Raw genomic sequence first — 15431 nt, forward strand, 5'->3', positions numbered from 1 at the left:
GGACAGTTATCCATCCATATATAGGATATTGGATGGATGCATAAAAAAACCGGGAGGCCCCGGTTTAAAAATAGCTGTACAGATCCCACTCATAACTGAACGACCGAGCGCGGACGTAGTTTCGGCAATCTCTGGCGCAGTTCGTGCACACCTCGGCGCAGTGGCGGGATTCCGGATCGGAGAATTTCCGGCACTCCCTGGCGCATCTTTCGCAGATTGAAGCACAGCGCTCCGCTTCTTGTCTTGCTTCCGGACGATTTCTGATAAGTAACAGGTGTAAATGTCTGCAGGAAAAGGCACAATCCTGCAACAGGCGGATTTGTCTCATTCTCCGGTGCACGTCCTGCCGGTGCCAAAGGGTATGGGCCAGCTGTTCACAGGTTCGTGCACATTGTTCGGCCGTCCGGGCCAATTCGGTACGACGTGGCATCATGATTCCTCCATTTCCTCTGCTGATGTCCCTAATTAAGCTATTCGTCATGAACACAAAAGGATATGGCCGTTTTTCCCATGTTCAGGGATTTATTGCAATGGCCTGCTGTCCGGTTACAGATGAGACAGTCTCTTTTGTGAAGAACCGGGCATACATTGAAGAAAGGATCAGAGGGGTAAAAAGGGGAATATTATGAATAGGAAGCGACGTGGCACTTTTACGGAAGTGCACCATGAAGTGCATCATGAAGTTCATAATGAACGCCATTATGAAGGTGTTGATCCCGGTTGGTTTAAAATAGGAAAACCGTTTCCGGAAATGGGGCCCGCTCCTCCGCAGCACGATCCGGGCAGGATGGTTCTGGTCTATCTGGATCTGGAAGAGGAGCTGCTGGCTGCTGCCGGTCCGGTGGCACATTCCGGATTGATGAAACGGATGATTGCGCTTGGCCGGCTGGCGGGGATTTTTCAGATGCCGGCGTTGATATCTTTGCTGAGGACGGAGAAGGGAAGCAGGAGAGGGGTGCTGGAGCAAAAATTGCACAGCCTCTTTCCGGCAGTGCCGATTCTTCCGAGAACAGAGACCAATGCCTGGGAGCATTGTGATTTTGTTGGGGCAATCAGGCAGACGAAGTGCAAAAGTCTGATTTTGGCCGGGATAGGACTCGATCCGGCCGCCGTCTTTACCGCGCTCACGGCAGTATCACAGGGATACCAGGTGTTTATGGTGATTGGAGAAGAAGAGGAGAAAACGGTTGTGACGGAATCCGTCATTCAGCAGATGATCTTGGCGGGAGTATGTCTGATCAGCTGGAAAACTTTGGCGTTTGTTTTGCAAAGAGATTGGTGTTTGCCCACTTCGTCTTCTGTACTGGACCTTTTTTCGGAATTCGAATGAGTTTTGATATTATTTTTGGAGGAAAGAAAGAAATGGTGTAGAATATAACCATTTCCCGTTTTAAAAAATTACATGGATTTAATGCAAGCACCGTCCAATCCCGGTGCTTTTTACTGTTCTTGGAAGGATGTGAATCGGTTGGATACCCTTTTAATGAGGAGAAGAAAAAATTGGCAGATGTATTGAAAAAAGTGGAACAGCAACAAAAAACACTGGATGGAATCCCCCGTTATTATGGGAAGGATCCTGTGGAACAAGCGCTGGACGCTCAGCGGCAAAAACAAAGGCAAAATCTGGACATTGCCAAAAAGGAACCTTATTTCGGACGGTTTGATTTTCAGGAGCAGCAAACAAGCCGGGTGGTTCCCATTTATATTGGCAAAGTGGGACTTCAAGACGAGGATACTGGCGATTTGCTGGTGGTTGATTGGCGGGCGCCGGTTTCGAGCATGTTTTATTCTTTTTCCGGACAGAGTGATCGGGCTTATTATGATTCTCCCGATGGACGCATTGAAGGAACAGTCCATTTGAAACGGAATATCGCCATTCGAAATCAGCAGTTGGAGCGGGTCGTCGACAGTTATGTGCGCGGTGCGGAAAATGTGAACGTGACTGATGAATTTTTGCTTTATCGTCTGGAGGAAAATAAAGATCACCGCCTGCGGGACATTGTGTCGACGATTCAGTATGAACAGGATCAGATTATTCGCGCGGAGCGTAACCGGGCCATCATCATTCAGGGTGTACCCGGCAGCGGGAAAACGACGGTCGCGCTTCATCGGCTCGCTTATCTACTCTACCGCTACCAGGAAAAGATCCGCCCGGAGAAAATGATTATATTTGCTCCAAACCAAATGTTTATTGATTATATTTCCGATGTACTGCCGGAACTGGGAGTGGGGGATGTAAAACAAACCACATTTGCCGACTGGGCTTTGGAACAATTGGAAGAGCAAGTGGAGTTGCGAAGTCAGGATGAACGGTTGGAATGGTGGTTTGAGCAGCGAACGGAGGGGACAAAGGGCAGTGAGGTTGCCCGTTTCAAAGGAAGCATCCGTTTTATGCAACTGGTGGAAAAACGACTGGATGAGTATGAGGCGTCCTTTGTGCCAGACCGTCCGTTTGTGGCCTGGGAGAACAAGCATCTGCCGGCTGAAGAAATTCAAAAATGGTTTTATGAGGAATATCGGCATGAGCCGCTGATGAAGCGCAAAGAGCGGGTGATGGCCCGGATCAAACGCTGGTTGGAAACGGAATATAAAGAAATCCGCCATCTTGATCCGCGCAGAGAGATAAAAAAGAAAGCATCCGCCCGGTTGCGCAGCTTTATGAAAACATGGCCGAATCACACTCCCTTGAAATGGTATCAGCAGCTGCTGCGATCTTTGCCGGCGGAATACGGGATGGTGGCCGGGAAAAAGAAAGAAATCGAATGGGAAGACTTGGCCCCGCTCGTGGCAATTAAGCACCGCTTTTTCGGACTGGATGCCAAGGAAGTGTATGATCACATTGTTTTGGATGAGGCGCAAGACGTATCGCCTTATCAACTGGCGATCTTAAAAAAGCACTGCCGGGGAAATTCTTTTACAATTTTGGGCGACTTGTTGCAAAACATTTATTCCTTTCGCGGGATTACAGAGTGGCGTGAATTGGCTGAGGTGTTCGATCAGGATCAGGTTCGGAAATTTGAGCTGAATACAAGTTATCGCTCCACGATGGAGATCATACGCTTTGCCAATCAGATTGTGAGCAAATATGCAGGGGATGTCGCTCTGGCCAAACCTGTTTACCGCAGCGGGGAACCCGTCCGTGTGATTCACGCCGGCAGGGAGGAGAGGCTGGAGAAGCTTTTGCAATTGCTCCGGCAAACGTTTGCCAAAGTTCAATCGCTGGCGATTATCATGCGAACGGAAGAAGAAAGCAGAAAAATATATGAACAATTGTTGGCGAACGGATGGCAGCCCAACCTGATCCTCTCCGGTCAAACTGAGTATCGGGGCGGCCTTTCCATCCTGCCCGTTTATTTGAGCAAAGGGATGGAATTTGATGCGGTGGTGATGATGGACCTTGATGATCAACATTATCCTGATGACGAATTAAACGCAAAGTTGCTGTTTGTCGGGTGTACACGGGCCCTGCATCAGCTTTATTTGCTCTGCAACGATCCTTGTTCGCCGCTCATCGGCCGTTCGTTGGCCGATGCTGTACAGGAAGGGGCAGTTGAAGGCCTTTTGTCTTCAGTTGATTGAACCGTCTATTTTTCCTGGCGGGGTGAGAAAATCATGCAGAGTGGCGGGGCCAAAAAACGGGCTGACGGTTTCTTTCAGTTGGAAATCGTCAGCCCTGTCGATGACGCGCCAAGGTGTTCTTAATACCGATGCGGCGGTCGATAAATATATTGAAGAAACCATTGCAGGGGATTCGGCATCGAACGGGTCGGACCAGTTCCGAGCCCCGGCGGTGAAGGTTGTTGCGGTCTGGCTGGCATGGGGGATGGGTACGATGGCCTGGTCGGGGAAGGTCCTCCCGGTCCGGGTTGCGAAGGTTGCCGTGGCATCATCGGGTATGGCGTCAGCGGCTGAGACGGGGTGGTTGGTTGTCCGGGCTGCATCGGTTGTTGAGGCCGGCTCGGAGGAAACGGAAATGGCTGTTGCTGGAGATGGGCATAGGGGTGGTCAAATTCTCCCCTTTGTTTGTGGTGCATAGTCTTCATTCCTTTCGCACTGACAATTGGGATACAATATATGTATTCGTTATATGTAGTCTTTGGCACAGCCGTATGGATGATTGCCCAGGAAGGAGAAAAGCGGGGGAATATTGCTCACGCATCGCATTTGCATGTTTTGAGGTGGTTCAGCCGGAGGACACCGGGCTGTGCTGCGTTTTTCGGCAGTGATTCCCGGTGAAGAGGCGGATTTCTGAAGAAGGGAATGGGTTTTTTTCCTTGAGGGTGATCTAAAGAAGGCGAAGGAAAGAAACGGAGCGGGCTTGTTTTCTATCCGGGCTTTGGTTACTGCCCGGAATTTTGCCGGCGTATCCCGGATCTTGCGATGGCCGGCTCCAAGAGGGGAGAAGCGGATCAAAGTGGGGAAAAGCGTAAACTTTGATGATATTGTGCAAGCAGCGCAGAATCTGGACGGGATTGCAAACCGGACTCCGGTCATGACTTCCCGTTCATTTAATGAGTGGACGGGGTACGAAGTTTATTTCAAATGCGAACATTTTCAGCGCGGCGGAGCCTTTAAGTTTCGCGGGGCTTACCATGCTGTCAGCGGACTGGACGACGATGACAAAAAAAGGGGCGTTATCGCTTTTTCTTCCGGAAATCACGCCCAGGGGATTGCGCTGGCCGCCAAAATTCTGGGGATTGAGACGGTCATCGTCATGCCTCAGGATACCCCCGGGGTAAAAGTGGAAGCAACCCGGGGCTATGGGGCGGAGATCGTTTTTTATGACCGGTGGAAAGAAGATCGCGAACAGGTTGCCAAGAGGTGGATGGAGCAAAAGAGAATGGTCTTGATTCCCCCTTTTGATCATCCGCGCGTGATCGCCGGGGCAGGGACGGCTGCATTGGAGCTTTTGAGAGAAGTACCGGAATTGGATGGAATCATGACCCCGGTTGGCGGGGGCGGATTAATTTCCGGGACGGCCATTGCCGCGCATGGAGTGAATCCGTCGATTCGCATCGTCGGAGCCGAACCCGCCAAGGCAAATGATGCAGCCTTATCCTTGGCAAAAGGAGAGCGGGTAACCATCGACTCACCCGATACGATCGCGGACGGACTGCGAACCACTTCACTCGGGACATTGACGTTTCCCGTCATCCAAAATCATGTTTCCGAAATCGTCACGGTGACGGAAGAGGAGATTATCGAGGCGATGCGCTATATTTTTACTCGCTTCAAGTGGGTGGTGGAGCCGTCAGGAGCCGTAACGGTGGCCGCCTTGTTGGCAGGGAAAGTTCCCTTTGCATGCGGGCAGAAAATCGGTGTCATCATCAGCGGGGGGAATCTGGACCCCGGCTTGTGGGCGAAAATCAGCGGAAAGTGGGATATATAGCGGAGCCAAAGAGGATGGCGCGGAAAAGAAAGGCCCCGGAAGGCGGCATGTTAATCATGTTCGGGATTCTTCCGGGGTTTTGTCATGGTTTTTTTGAGAGACCAGCCGAACAGCAACAACATTGCGGCCAGACAAACGGCAATCAGCATATAGCGGTGAATGGCCGCCAGCAAAAACAGCCAATCCCGTCCGAGCAACAGGCCCAAAGAAAGAAACAGGGTGATCCAGAAGCCGGCGCCGATGATGGCAAACAGGAGAAAACGGGGGTAGGATAAACGGCTGAAACCGGAAAAGTAAGCGATCACGTGACGCAAACCGGGAATGAAGTAACTGGCGCTGATCGTCCATTTTCCGTACCGTTCAAACCATGTATGTGCCTTTCCCAATCGCTCCGGGGTGATGCCAAACCAACGGCCGAATCTTTTGACTAAGGTCTTGGTTAAAGCCCGGCCGATCCAGTAGCTGAAAGACATCCCCGTTACGCTGCCTGCATAGCTGGTCAGCGCGCTCGGGATCAACGCCAGTTTTTTTTCTGTGACCAAAATGCCGATGAGTGTGAGCAATACTTCATCCGGCACGGGCAGCCCGATCAACCCGAACATAAAGAGGCTGAAGATGCCGATATATTTGTAATGCAGGAGCAAGTGAATAAGTGCTTTGTGTTCCAAAGGAATCCCTTCTGTCAGGTGGTTTGTCAACTGATTTGAGGCAATGTTACAGAAGCAACATGCTGGCAATCGGATTTGATACTCCTCCCCTTTATTTTTTCCTTTTTTTCTTGCTGTGAAAACAGCAGATATAATGATCAAATTCAAGTGCGTTGATTATTGACATAGACCACTTCAGCGGAGACAAAGGCCGCTCGCTTTCATGAATACCTCCATCACATGCTTGCATTAAATCATTTACAGATGAGAATTTATCTCATATAATGTAAATGAATTGATAATGATTATCATTATTTTACTGGGGTGAGAACCATTTTACTCACGGAAATCAAACAGGGAGATCGTGTACGGATTATCGATACAGCGAATGTAAATCCGATTGTGCAACAGCGTTTGGTCGATTTGGACATTATGGAAGGCTCCGTTGTTTCGGTTAAACGGATTTTGCCGTTTCGGGGGCCGATCGCAATCGAGATCGATGGTCAATGCATTGGCATCCGGCGTCAGGAAGCTCTGGGCATTCAAGTGGAACGCATATGATCAACATTGCGTTGGCCGGTAACCCAAATACGGGGAAAACGTCCCTGTTTAATATCCTGACCGGTTCATACGAATATATCGGCAACTGGGCCGGAGTGACCGTCGAAAAGAAAGTGGGTACCCTGAAAAACAAGCAAGGCACCTTAATCGACCTTCCCGGAATTTATTCGCTCAATCCTGTATCACGCGATGAGAGCGTGGCGACGCACTTTTTGCTACATGATGAATTTTCCTTGATATTAAATATTGTCGATGCTTCACAGTTAAAACGAAATTTGTATTTAACCATCCAATTGCTGGAGTATGGAAAACCGGTTTTGATCGGGCTTAATATGATCGATGTGGCCCAAAAACGGGGGAGCCTGATTGAGGCGGAGCGTTTGGGAGAACAGCTCGGCTGTCAGGTGGTTCCCATTGTCGCCCGCACCGGCAAAGGTTGCGCCGAATTGGCCGGCCGATTGTCGGAAAGTGCCAAAGAAAACAAAGAGCCTTTGCATCTGGATTACGGTTTGCCTTTGGAACGAGCCATGCGCGAGTTGTGTTCAAAGATTCCGGACGGGCTGTCATTGCCTTCAAAGCGCTGGCTTGCCCTGCAATTTTTTGAAGGCAACCAGACGGTGAAAGGGCTGTTAACCAAATACATTTCCGAAGAAGACTTGAAGCGTTTGTTTGAACAGGCAGAACGTGAGGTGTGCGCCGAAGCGTCTGTAAAATCGCTTCAGCAGCATATACACCGGGTGCGCAGCCGCTTTATCCAATCCGTTTTGGAAAGCTGTGTGACCCGGGCCAAGGAAGTTGGCGTCACCTTCACTGATCGCCTTGATCAGATTGTGACGAACCGCTTTCTGGGCATTCCTGTTTTCTTGCTGTTTATGTACTTGATGTTTAAGCTTACTTTTGATTGGCTCGGCACACCATTGTCCGACTTGCTTGATGAATGGATCAATGGTCCGCTCGCTGACACCCTGACGCAGTTATTGACACAAATCGGGGCGTCGGAATTTATGAAGGCTGTCGTGATTCAGGGAATTGTGGCCGGAGTCGGCGGCGTTCTCGTCTTTGTTCCGCAAATTTTTATCCTGTTTTTGCTCATTTCCTTTATTGAGGATTCAGGATATATGGCGCGTGTGACGATGGTGATGGACAAATTGATGGAAGCGGTGGGCCTCAACGGCAAAGCTTTTATTCCGATGATTATCGGCTTCGGCTGTAATGTGCCGGGAGTGATGGCCGCCCGCACCATCGAGCAGCCAAAAGAGCGGTTGCTGACCATCATCCTGACCCCTTTGATGTCCTGTTCAGCACGGTTGACGGTTTACAGTCTGTTTGTGGGAACTTTTTTTAAAGAACATCAGGCGCTGATCGTCCTGTCCCTCTATGTGTTGGGGGTGGTTGTGGCTTTGATTTTGGCCAAACTGTTCTCAACCGGCCTGATGGATGACGGAGAATCGATTTTTGTCGTGGAGTTGCCGCCCTATCGGGTTCCGCAGTGGCTCACGTTAATGCGGAGCACCTGGGAAAAGGGAAAAGGTTTTATGAGAAAAGCGGGGACGTTTATCTTTGGGGGTTCCGTTGCCATCTGGCTGTTGGGGTATGCGGGACCCGGTGGGTTCGGAGTCGAGATGAACCAGAGCTTTTTGGCCAAAATCGGAGGAATCCTCGCTCCGCTTTTGGCCCCGCTCGGATTTGGCAATTGGCAGGCGGGAGCATCCTTGCTTACCGGTTTCCTGGCCAAAGAGGTCGTTGTGTCGACCATGAACATCATTTACGCGACTTCGGGTGATGCCGGCCTGGGGCAAATCATTTCGCACTTTTTCACCCCGCTGCAGGCATACAGCTTTATGGCCTTTATCCTCCTCTATATTCCGTGTCTGGCGACTGTGGCCGTCATCAAAAAGGAAACCGGATCGGCGAAATGGACCTGGTTCTCCGTCGGATATGCGCTGGCGGTCGCCTACGTGATCTCGCTGATCATTTATCAGGGGGGCAAATGGTTGGGATTTCAATGAAAAGGGGGAGAGAGGATGCTGGTGGACATTTTGCTCGGTCTCATCATTTTCGGTTATGCCGCCTTCACTTTGTTCCGTTTTGTCAAAAGGAGCAAGCTGGGGAAATGTCAGGCCTGTTCGATGAAAAAATCATGCTCCAGTCCGTGTGCCGACCTTAAAACCGACCCATCAAAACTGACATAAGGACAAGGCAAAAGAACAGCTTTGAGAGTTTCGCCTCTCCGGCTGTTCTTTTTTTGCGGGTTGTTCGGACCGGGCCGCGCGATCTCTTTGTTCCCGGCTTTTCTGATATTGATCATGGTATCTCCGCATCATTTCATGAGACCCCAAAAGGCGATGGCCAGGATAAACCGGTAAATGGAGAAAGGCGTCAATTTCAGCCGGCTGATCAGTCGAAGGAAAAACCGGATCGAAATCAGGGCAAAGACAAACGCAGTGACAAACCCGGCTATAAAGAGAGGAAGGTCGCTGGCGTGAAGAAGCTCCCAGTTATCCAGAAGGTCTTTTACGGTAGCGGCCACCATCATCGGAACAGCCAGGATAAAGGTGAATTCCGATGCCGTCTGATGATTCATTCCCGCCAGCAATCCACCTGAAATGGTCGAACCGGAACGCGAGAAACCGGGCCACAGAGCAAGGCATTGAAACAAGCCGACAATAAACGCCTGGCTGTAGGTTACCTGATCCAAGTTTGCAGCAGAGGGGGGCGCTTTGCGAAATGCCTCAGCTAGGATCATCAGAATCCCACCGAGGATTAAAGCCCAGATCACCGTTTGCGCTGTAAACAGCTTCTCTTTTATGTAGTTGTGAAACAAGAGTCCGAGGAGACAGGCCGGAAACATTCCGAGGAGGATATGAACGGGATTCAAGTGCGCGCTTTTTTCCTGCCCGGGGGTGCGATAGAGCCCAACCAGGCTCAGCAGGCGTTTCCAAAAAAAGACAACGACAGCCGAGATCGAACCGAGTTGGATCACCACCTCAAACGTCGTAGCCCGGACGGTTCCTTCAAATCCCAGCAGATGACCGGCGAGTATCATGTGTCCGGTGGAGGAGACAGGGGCGAATTCCGTCAAGCCTTCCACCATGCCCAAAATCGATCCGATTAAAATATCCATTAATTTTCACTCCGCCTTTCTCGGGATGAATAAATCAGGTTGCAGCTGATCACAGGATTTTAACCTGACGGAAAAAGTAAATGTCCACATGTATGGTATGCCCTCTTTGGATGATTACGGTTATGGTTTTTTACCCGGATGATCAGGGGGATCATCCATTAAAATGGAAATTTCTGTTTTCCATTATTCTTTCAAATAATTTTTTGATGTGGTTGGTGAAAAAGCTGTTAAAATGGATTTATTCCAAAAGGCAAAAGCGGAAAGGAGGCTTTTCTTTGCGTAAGAGTATTTTGTTTACCGGCGGCGGGACTGCAGGGCATGTCACCGTCAATCTGGCGTTGATTCCGCACTTTTTGCGGGAAGGTTGGGAAGTGGAATACATAGGATCTGAAAACGGGATTGAAAAGCAGTTGATCGCCGGGCTGGATCAGGTCCGGTACCATGCGATTTCCACCGGTAAGCTGCGCCGTTACTTTGACTGGAACAATTTTAAAGATCCGTTTCGCGTCTTAAAAGGGATTTTTCAGGCTTACCGGCTGATCAGACGGCAAAAGCCCGGGCTTATTTTCTCCAAGGGAGGATTTGTTTCCGTCCCTGTTGTAATCGGCGGTTGGTTGAATCGGGTTCCGGTGATCATCCATGAATCCGATTTAACTCCGGGTCTGGCCAACAAATTGGCGACCCCGTTTGCCTCGAAGGTGATTACGACCTTTCCGGAAACGACCCGCTATTTCAAGTCGGATCGCGCCGAATATGTGGGAGCCGTGATCCGTGAAGAGCTGAAACAAGGAGATCGCGAACAGGGATTGGCGATCTGCCGGTTTTCGCCGAATAAACCCGTTTTGCTTATCATGGGAGGAAGTCTTGGTGCCAAGCGGATTAATGAAGCGGTAAGGGAAAATCTGGTTTCACTGCTGGAACAATTTCAAATTGTCCATATTTGCGGTAAAGGGCAAGTTGACAGTTCGCTGCAATTTGAGGGTTATAAGCAGTTTGAGTACGTTTCTGACGAATTGCCGCATCTCATGAATATGGCCGATCTGGTCATTTCCCGCGCCGGTTCCAATTCGATCTTTGAATTTTTGGCCCTGAGAAAACCGATGCTCTTGATTCCGCTTTCAAAAGCAGCGAGCCGCGGGGATCAGATCCTGAACGCAGAGTCATTTAAAAAGATGGGATATTGCGACGTGCTGCAGGAAGAAGAAATGACGGCGGAAACTTTTTTAAATGCAGTATTTCGCCTGTTTGACCGGAGGGCGGAAGTGGTTGCGCAAATGGAAAAAAATGAGGGTGAAGATCCGCGCGACAAAGTGATCCGGATGATTGAGGAACTGGCAAAGGCTTAAGAGCGCCGTGTTCCGGCAACAGGACAAACCGACACTTCTTGGTCAAACCAGTGAGCACCTGCCTCCTTTCTGGGGAGAACAGGTGCTTTTGCATGCAAAAAAAAGAGGACGACTGGCGTCCTCAAAACCGGGGAACATCGTTTCCGTTTGAGATAGCTTGGACAAGGAGTGCAAATGGAAGGATGCTATCTCTCCTCTATTATAAGAAAAAGGAAGGAAAGTTGAAATAAAGATAACAAAGGAATTTATGGAAAATAAATGAAGAAAGATGCGCCGTTGGTCAAAATATTGGAAAACATTGAGACCCGGCGTTATTGTTTAATTTTTTATTAGAAGGCCTCCCTCTCGTACATACTAAGGAGAGATGAGAGGAAAGGATGATTTTCCATGACCAACCAACCGAATGAGGAAAAAGAAAAAACCGAGGCGAGGCCCTCCGAAGAGGAGTTAAAGAAGAAGAATGAAACGGTTCATGCCTTGCAACAGTTAGGGCAAATTAATGTGCCCCAGTTGGAAACCAATGTCTTTTGTCTAAATATTATCGGCCAGATCGAGGGGCATTTAGTGATGCCGCCGCAGAACAAAACAACAAAATATGAACACGTGATTCCCCAGATTATCGCGGTGGAACAAAATCCCAAAATCGAAGGGATGATCGTCGTCCTTAATACGGTCGGCGGAGATGTCGAGGCAGGACTGGCCATTGCGGAGATGATCGCCACGATGAGCAAGCCGACGGTTTCAGTCGTTCTCGGGGGAGGGCACAGCATCGGGGTGCCGATCGCTGTCGCTGCCGACACTTCCTTTATCGCCGAAACGGCAACCATGACCATCCATCCCGTACGCTTGACCGGTTTGGTGATCGGTGTGCCACAAACATTTGAATATCTGGAAAAAATGCAGGATCGGGTTGTCCGGTTTGTGGCGGAACACTCCGATATCTCGGAAGAAAAATTTCGCGAATTGATGTTCCGGACGGGGGAATTGGCGCGGGACATCGGAACGAACGTGATCGGCCGGGATGCCGTCGAGTATGGATTGATCGACAAGGTCGGGGGCATCTCTGATGCACTGGCCGAATTGAACACGAGAATTGAAGCCCGAAAAAAGGGAGCGTTGCTGCAATGATTTATTATTCTGCCTTTCCGTTGGACCTCGCTTATTATGATCCGTCGCAAATAAAACTGGAAGAGATGACTGTGGATGGAATAACCATGCTGGTGAACAAGCAAAATGAAGGAGAGGCGACGCTGGTTCGCCTGATCAGTCCCGATCCGGCTCATTACCTGGATCCGCGCTACCAACCGGGCATGAAGATTACCAACCAGCCACGGGTTTAATTTGTGAAAAACACCTCAGGAACTCTTAATTCGTTAAGGGTTCTTTTTTTCTTTTTGGGTAATGTTGCCGGAGTTCTCCTTGCGATGACAGAGATGAAATGACATGGGAAAATAATTTAATTATTCTATATAATATATTATATACGATATACGTTGGCTGGACTGAAACAAGGGGAAAAGGAGGATGATGCGATCGGTTGTTTTTACGGAGTTCGAACGGAACGGCGGCGAAGGAAATGGAGCATCATTTGCACCATCAGAGACAATCGTATGTTGAATTGTATCAAAGGGAAAATTGAAATCCCGGCGCTGTCATCTTGTCATACAGGGGAGAGGCTGTGACCGTGAATAAACGCGATATAACCCAAACAGACCGAAACCGTCTGATTGAACGGCTGGGAGAAAACAAAGTGATGTTACCGGCTGATGATGCCGGTGGCGATTTGGTCGTTTTTGCCGAATCGGAGGAAGATGCAGTTGAAGTGATCCGCTGGGCCGGCGAGGCGCGAGCAGTAATCAACCCTCAAGGTCTGGGGGCGCGCGCAAGTTATGGCCATCCTGACCGGAGAGAGGCGGCGGTTACCTTGTCGCTGGCCAGATACAATCAGATTGCGGAATATTCCGCCGGAGACTTGATGGTGACAGTGCAAGCGGGTATTCCGCTGAGCAGGATCCAGTCGGTCTTGCGGGAAAAAGGGCAAATGTTGCCGCTCGATCCGGGATGGCCGGAGTTGAGTACGGCGGGCGGAATAGTCGCTGCCGCCCTGACCGGCCCCAAACGGTTGAAGTATGGAACGCCGCGTGACTGGGTGACCGGACTTAAAGTGATTCTGGCTGATGGCGAGATCATTTCGACTGGTGGAAAAGTCGTCAAGAATGTCGCCGGATATGACATGAATAAGCTGTTTGTCGGATCGCTCGGAACTCTGGGCGTGATTAGTGAATGCACATTTAAATTGCGTCCCTTGCCGCCGGAGGAAACAGTGATCATCCTGGAAAACGGGGATCTTCCTTCCCTGAAGCGGTTCAGCCGGCGCCTGCTGGATTCGTCGCTGGAACCTTCTGCGGCCGAATTGGTGAATGATTCGGTGCTGACATCGCTTCTTCCCGGTGAGCATGATTCGTTTGGCTTGATGATCGGATTTGAAGATGAGAGCAAGGCGGTTGCCAAGGAGCAGAACCAGGTGGTGAACTGGGCAAAGGAAGAAGGGATAACGATTCGGGAGATTTTGCGAAATGAATGGGCGGCTGCACTATGGCGTTCATTGGGAGAACTTCTGCCACATGCCAGGGATGCGCAAAGTGCGGAAAAAGTTGCATTGAAAATCAGCACGCTGCCTGATCAGGCGGACTCGGTGGTTGAACTGGTGCATCGTCTGGCGGAAGAAGCGGGCATAGAAGCGTTGGTTCACGGGGGACCGGGCACCGGGATCACCCTGGCTGTCCTCCGGCCAGACGAGAATCAATGGGCCTGTGCCAAAGAACTGATTGAAAAGGTGCGGCAGCGGATTGAAGAAGGGTTTGGTTATGTGGTGATGCTGCATGCCCCTTCCTTTTTGAAAGAGAAGATCCCCGTTTGGGGCAAAATGCCGTCCGGACTGTTTTTGATGCAAAAGATCAAATCCAGTTTGGACCCGGAAGGGCGTTTTAATCCGGGTCGATGGGCAGGAGGGATCAATCGTGCCTGATCCGATCAAGAAAACAAAACCGCTGACAGGATATCCGTTTGCTGATCCGCCCGATCCGGAGAAATGGTCAAAATGCATCCATTGCGGCATGTGTTTGGACGCGTGCCCCACTTATCAGGAAGAGAAACTGGAGCCCCATTCTCCGCGAGGGCGCGTTCATTTGATCAAAGCAGCGGGCGAAGGGCGGATTTCCTTAAACCAAGGCTTGTTTGATCCGGTTTTTCAGTGCCTGGATTGCCGGGCTTGCGAAACGGCCTGTCCCTCGGGGGTGGAGGTCGGTGCCTTGATCGAAGAGGCGCGCGGTCAGCTTTATCAGGCCATGCCTCCACGGGGAGTAAAGGGACGGATCAACCGGTTGTTTTTGCGGCATTTTTTTCCCAATCCCGGCCGCTTGCATGCGCTGGGCCGTCTGCTCCGGTTTTACCAGCAATCAGGTCTTCAGTCTTTAGTCAGAAAAACGGGGATTCTCCGGTTGTTACCCGAGCACATCCGGAAGATGGAGGCGGTTCTGCCGCCGGTTCCGAAGCGATTTTCCCGGCAGACCCTGGCGGAAGTGACCCCGGCGCTTGGCGAAAAGCGCGGGCGTGTGGCTTTCTTGGCCGGGTGTGTGATGGATGTTTTATACGCGGGAATCAATGAAGCAACAGTCCGGGTTTTAAGCCGCAACGGTTTGGAAGTGGCGGTGCCGCGGGGGCAGGTTTGCTGCGGGGCCCTGCAAATACATGCAGGGGATCGGGAGACCGCAAAAAAAATGGCGAAACAAAATATTGATTCGTTTTTGCGGGCGGATGTGGATACCATCATTGTCAATGCAGCTGGTTGCGGGGCAGCGATGAAAGAATACGACCAACTCCTCAGAAACGATCCCGATTACCATGAAAAGGCGCAGGAGTTTGTAAAAAAGGTGCGGGACATTTCCGCTTTTTTGTGCGAGATCGGTCTGAGACCGCCGTCCGGCAGGGTGGAAGGGGTCGTAACCTATCACGATGCCTGTCATTTGGCCCATGCACAAAAAGTGCGAAACGAGCCGCGGCAGCTGCTTAAACAAATTCCGGGGCTGACTTTGATTGAGATGCCCCAAGCCGACCGTTGCTGTGGGAGTGCGGGGATTTATAACCTGGTTTACCCTGATATGGCCGGGCGCCTTCTGGAACGTAAAATGGATGATGTTCCGCCGGACGTGGACTGGATTGCTATGGGAAATCCCGGTTGCATGCTGCAAATATCGATGGGCGTTCATCAGCGCCGCGGACGGGAACGGGTCGTGCATACGGTTGAATTGCTGGACGAGGCTTATCGCTGCGGGGAAGGGGATGAGCAGGAGACGGCCGGCAGA

General features: G+C 50.5%; 14 protein-coding genes and 1 pseudogene. 12 read left to right on the forward strand and 3 right to left on the reverse strand.

Annotated features, from left to right (window positions below):
* Positions 1-64: 64 nt before the first annotated feature.
* Positions 65-430, reverse strand: a complete 366-nt coding sequence (locus I8U19_RS09150; protein WP_198055745.1) for a four-helix bundle copper-binding protein — start codon at positions 428-430, stop codon at positions 65-67.
* A gap of 195 nt (positions 431-625) precedes the next feature.
* Between I8U19_RS09150 and I8U19_RS09155 the strand changes: the two genes are divergently transcribed.
* From I8U19_RS09155 to I8U19_RS09170, 4 genes are all read left to right on the forward strand, one after another.
* The gene (locus I8U19_RS09155) at positions 626-1330 is read left to right on the forward strand and encodes a cysteine hydrolase family protein (RefSeq protein ID WP_198055746.1); all 705 of its coding nucleotides are present in this window, start codon (positions 626-628) and stop codon (positions 1328-1330) included.
* A gap of 170 nt (positions 1331-1500) precedes the next feature.
* Positions 1501-3579, forward strand: coding sequence for a HelD family protein (locus I8U19_RS09160; protein ID WP_232337246.1), 2079 nt, complete (start codon positions 1501-1503; stop codon positions 3577-3579).
* Positions 3551-4036 (forward strand): hypothetical protein, encoded by a 486-nt coding sequence (locus tag I8U19_RS09165; RefSeq protein WP_198055748.1) that lies wholly within the window; start codon positions 3551-3553, stop codon positions 4034-4036. Before I8U19_RS09160 ends, I8U19_RS09165 begins: the two co-directional genes overlap by 29 nt.
* Positions 4037-4414: 378 nt before the next feature.
* Entirely contained in the window at positions 4415-5389 is a 975-nt protein-coding gene (locus I8U19_RS09170) for a pyridoxal-phosphate dependent enzyme (RefSeq protein ID WP_198055749.1), read from the forward strand.
* Between the two features lie 50 nt (positions 5390-5439).
* Here the strand turns inward: I8U19_RS09170 and I8U19_RS09175 are convergent, their stop codons facing one another.
* Complete coding sequence (locus I8U19_RS09175; RefSeq protein ID WP_152568464.1) at positions 5440-6057, reverse strand: DedA family protein; 618 nt, start codon at positions 6055-6057, stop codon at positions 5440-5442.
* Between the two features lie 303 nt (positions 6058-6360).
* Here I8U19_RS09175 and I8U19_RS09180 point away from each other — a divergent pair, with 303 nt between their 5' ends.
* Genes I8U19_RS09180 through I8U19_RS09190 form a run of 3 tightly spaced genes read left to right on the forward strand, consistent with a single transcriptional unit; the run spans position 6361 to position 8789 of the window.
* Positions 6361-6597 (forward strand): FeoA family protein, encoded by a 237-nt coding sequence (locus tag I8U19_RS09180; RefSeq protein ID WP_235281589.1) that lies wholly within the window; start codon positions 6361-6363, stop codon positions 6595-6597.
* Positions 6594-8606, forward strand: coding sequence for a ferrous iron transport protein B (gene feoB, locus I8U19_RS09185; RefSeq protein ID WP_198055750.1), 2013 nt, complete (start codon positions 6594-6596; stop codon positions 8604-8606). The genes I8U19_RS09180 and feoB overlap by 4 nt, the downstream gene beginning before the upstream one ends.
* A gap of 15 nt (positions 8607-8621) precedes the next feature.
* Entirely contained in the window at positions 8622-8789 is a 168-nt protein-coding gene (locus I8U19_RS09190) for a FeoB-associated Cys-rich membrane protein (protein WP_081943679.1), read from the forward strand.
* Between the two features lie 128 nt (positions 8790-8917).
* On the opposite strand, the gene bacA is transcribed toward I8U19_RS09190, so the two are convergent.
* Positions 8918-9721: an undecaprenyl-diphosphate phosphatase gene (bacA, locus tag I8U19_RS09195; RefSeq protein ID WP_033099645.1), complete on the reverse strand. Its 804-nt coding sequence runs from the start codon at positions 9719-9721 to the stop codon at positions 8918-8920.
* 275 nt (positions 9722-9996) lie between these two features.
* On the opposite strand from bacA, the gene I8U19_RS09200 reads away from it, so the two are divergent.
* The 5 genes and pseudogenes from I8U19_RS09200 to I8U19_RS17275 all read left to right on the forward strand — a co-directional run.
* Positions 9997-11067, forward strand: coding sequence for an undecaprenyldiphospho-muramoylpentapeptide beta-N-acetylglucosaminyltransferase (locus I8U19_RS09200; protein WP_033099721.1), 1071 nt, complete (start codon positions 9997-9999; stop codon positions 11065-11067).
* Positions 11068-11454: 387 nt separating this feature from the next.
* Positions 11455-12195, forward strand: coding sequence for a ClpP family protease (locus I8U19_RS09205; protein WP_033099646.1), 741 nt, complete (start codon positions 11455-11457; stop codon positions 12193-12195).
* On the forward strand, positions 12192-12407 hold the full coding sequence (locus tag I8U19_RS09210) for a YlzJ-like family protein (RefSeq protein ID WP_033099647.1): 216 nt from the start codon (positions 12192-12194) through the stop codon (positions 12405-12407). Before I8U19_RS09205 ends, I8U19_RS09210 begins: the two co-directional genes overlap by 4 nt.
* A gap of 338 nt (positions 12408-12745) precedes the next feature.
* Positions 12746-14095, forward strand: a complete 1350-nt coding sequence (locus I8U19_RS09215) for an FAD-binding oxidoreductase (protein ID WP_052153948.1) — start codon at positions 12746-12748, stop codon at positions 14093-14095.
* Positions 14085-15413 (forward strand): annotated as a pseudogene (locus I8U19_RS17275) ((Fe-S)-binding protein); the annotation flags it as partial. The gene I8U19_RS09215 and the pseudogene I8U19_RS17275, both read left to right, overlap by 11 nt.
* Positions 15414-15431: the final 18 nt, after the last annotated feature.

Source organism: Thermoactinomyces sp. CICC 10523, from assembly GCF_016055105.1.
GTDB classification, from domain to species: Bacteria; Bacillota; Bacilli; order Thermoactinomycetales; family Thermoactinomycetaceae; genus Thermoactinomyces_A; species Thermoactinomyces_A daqus.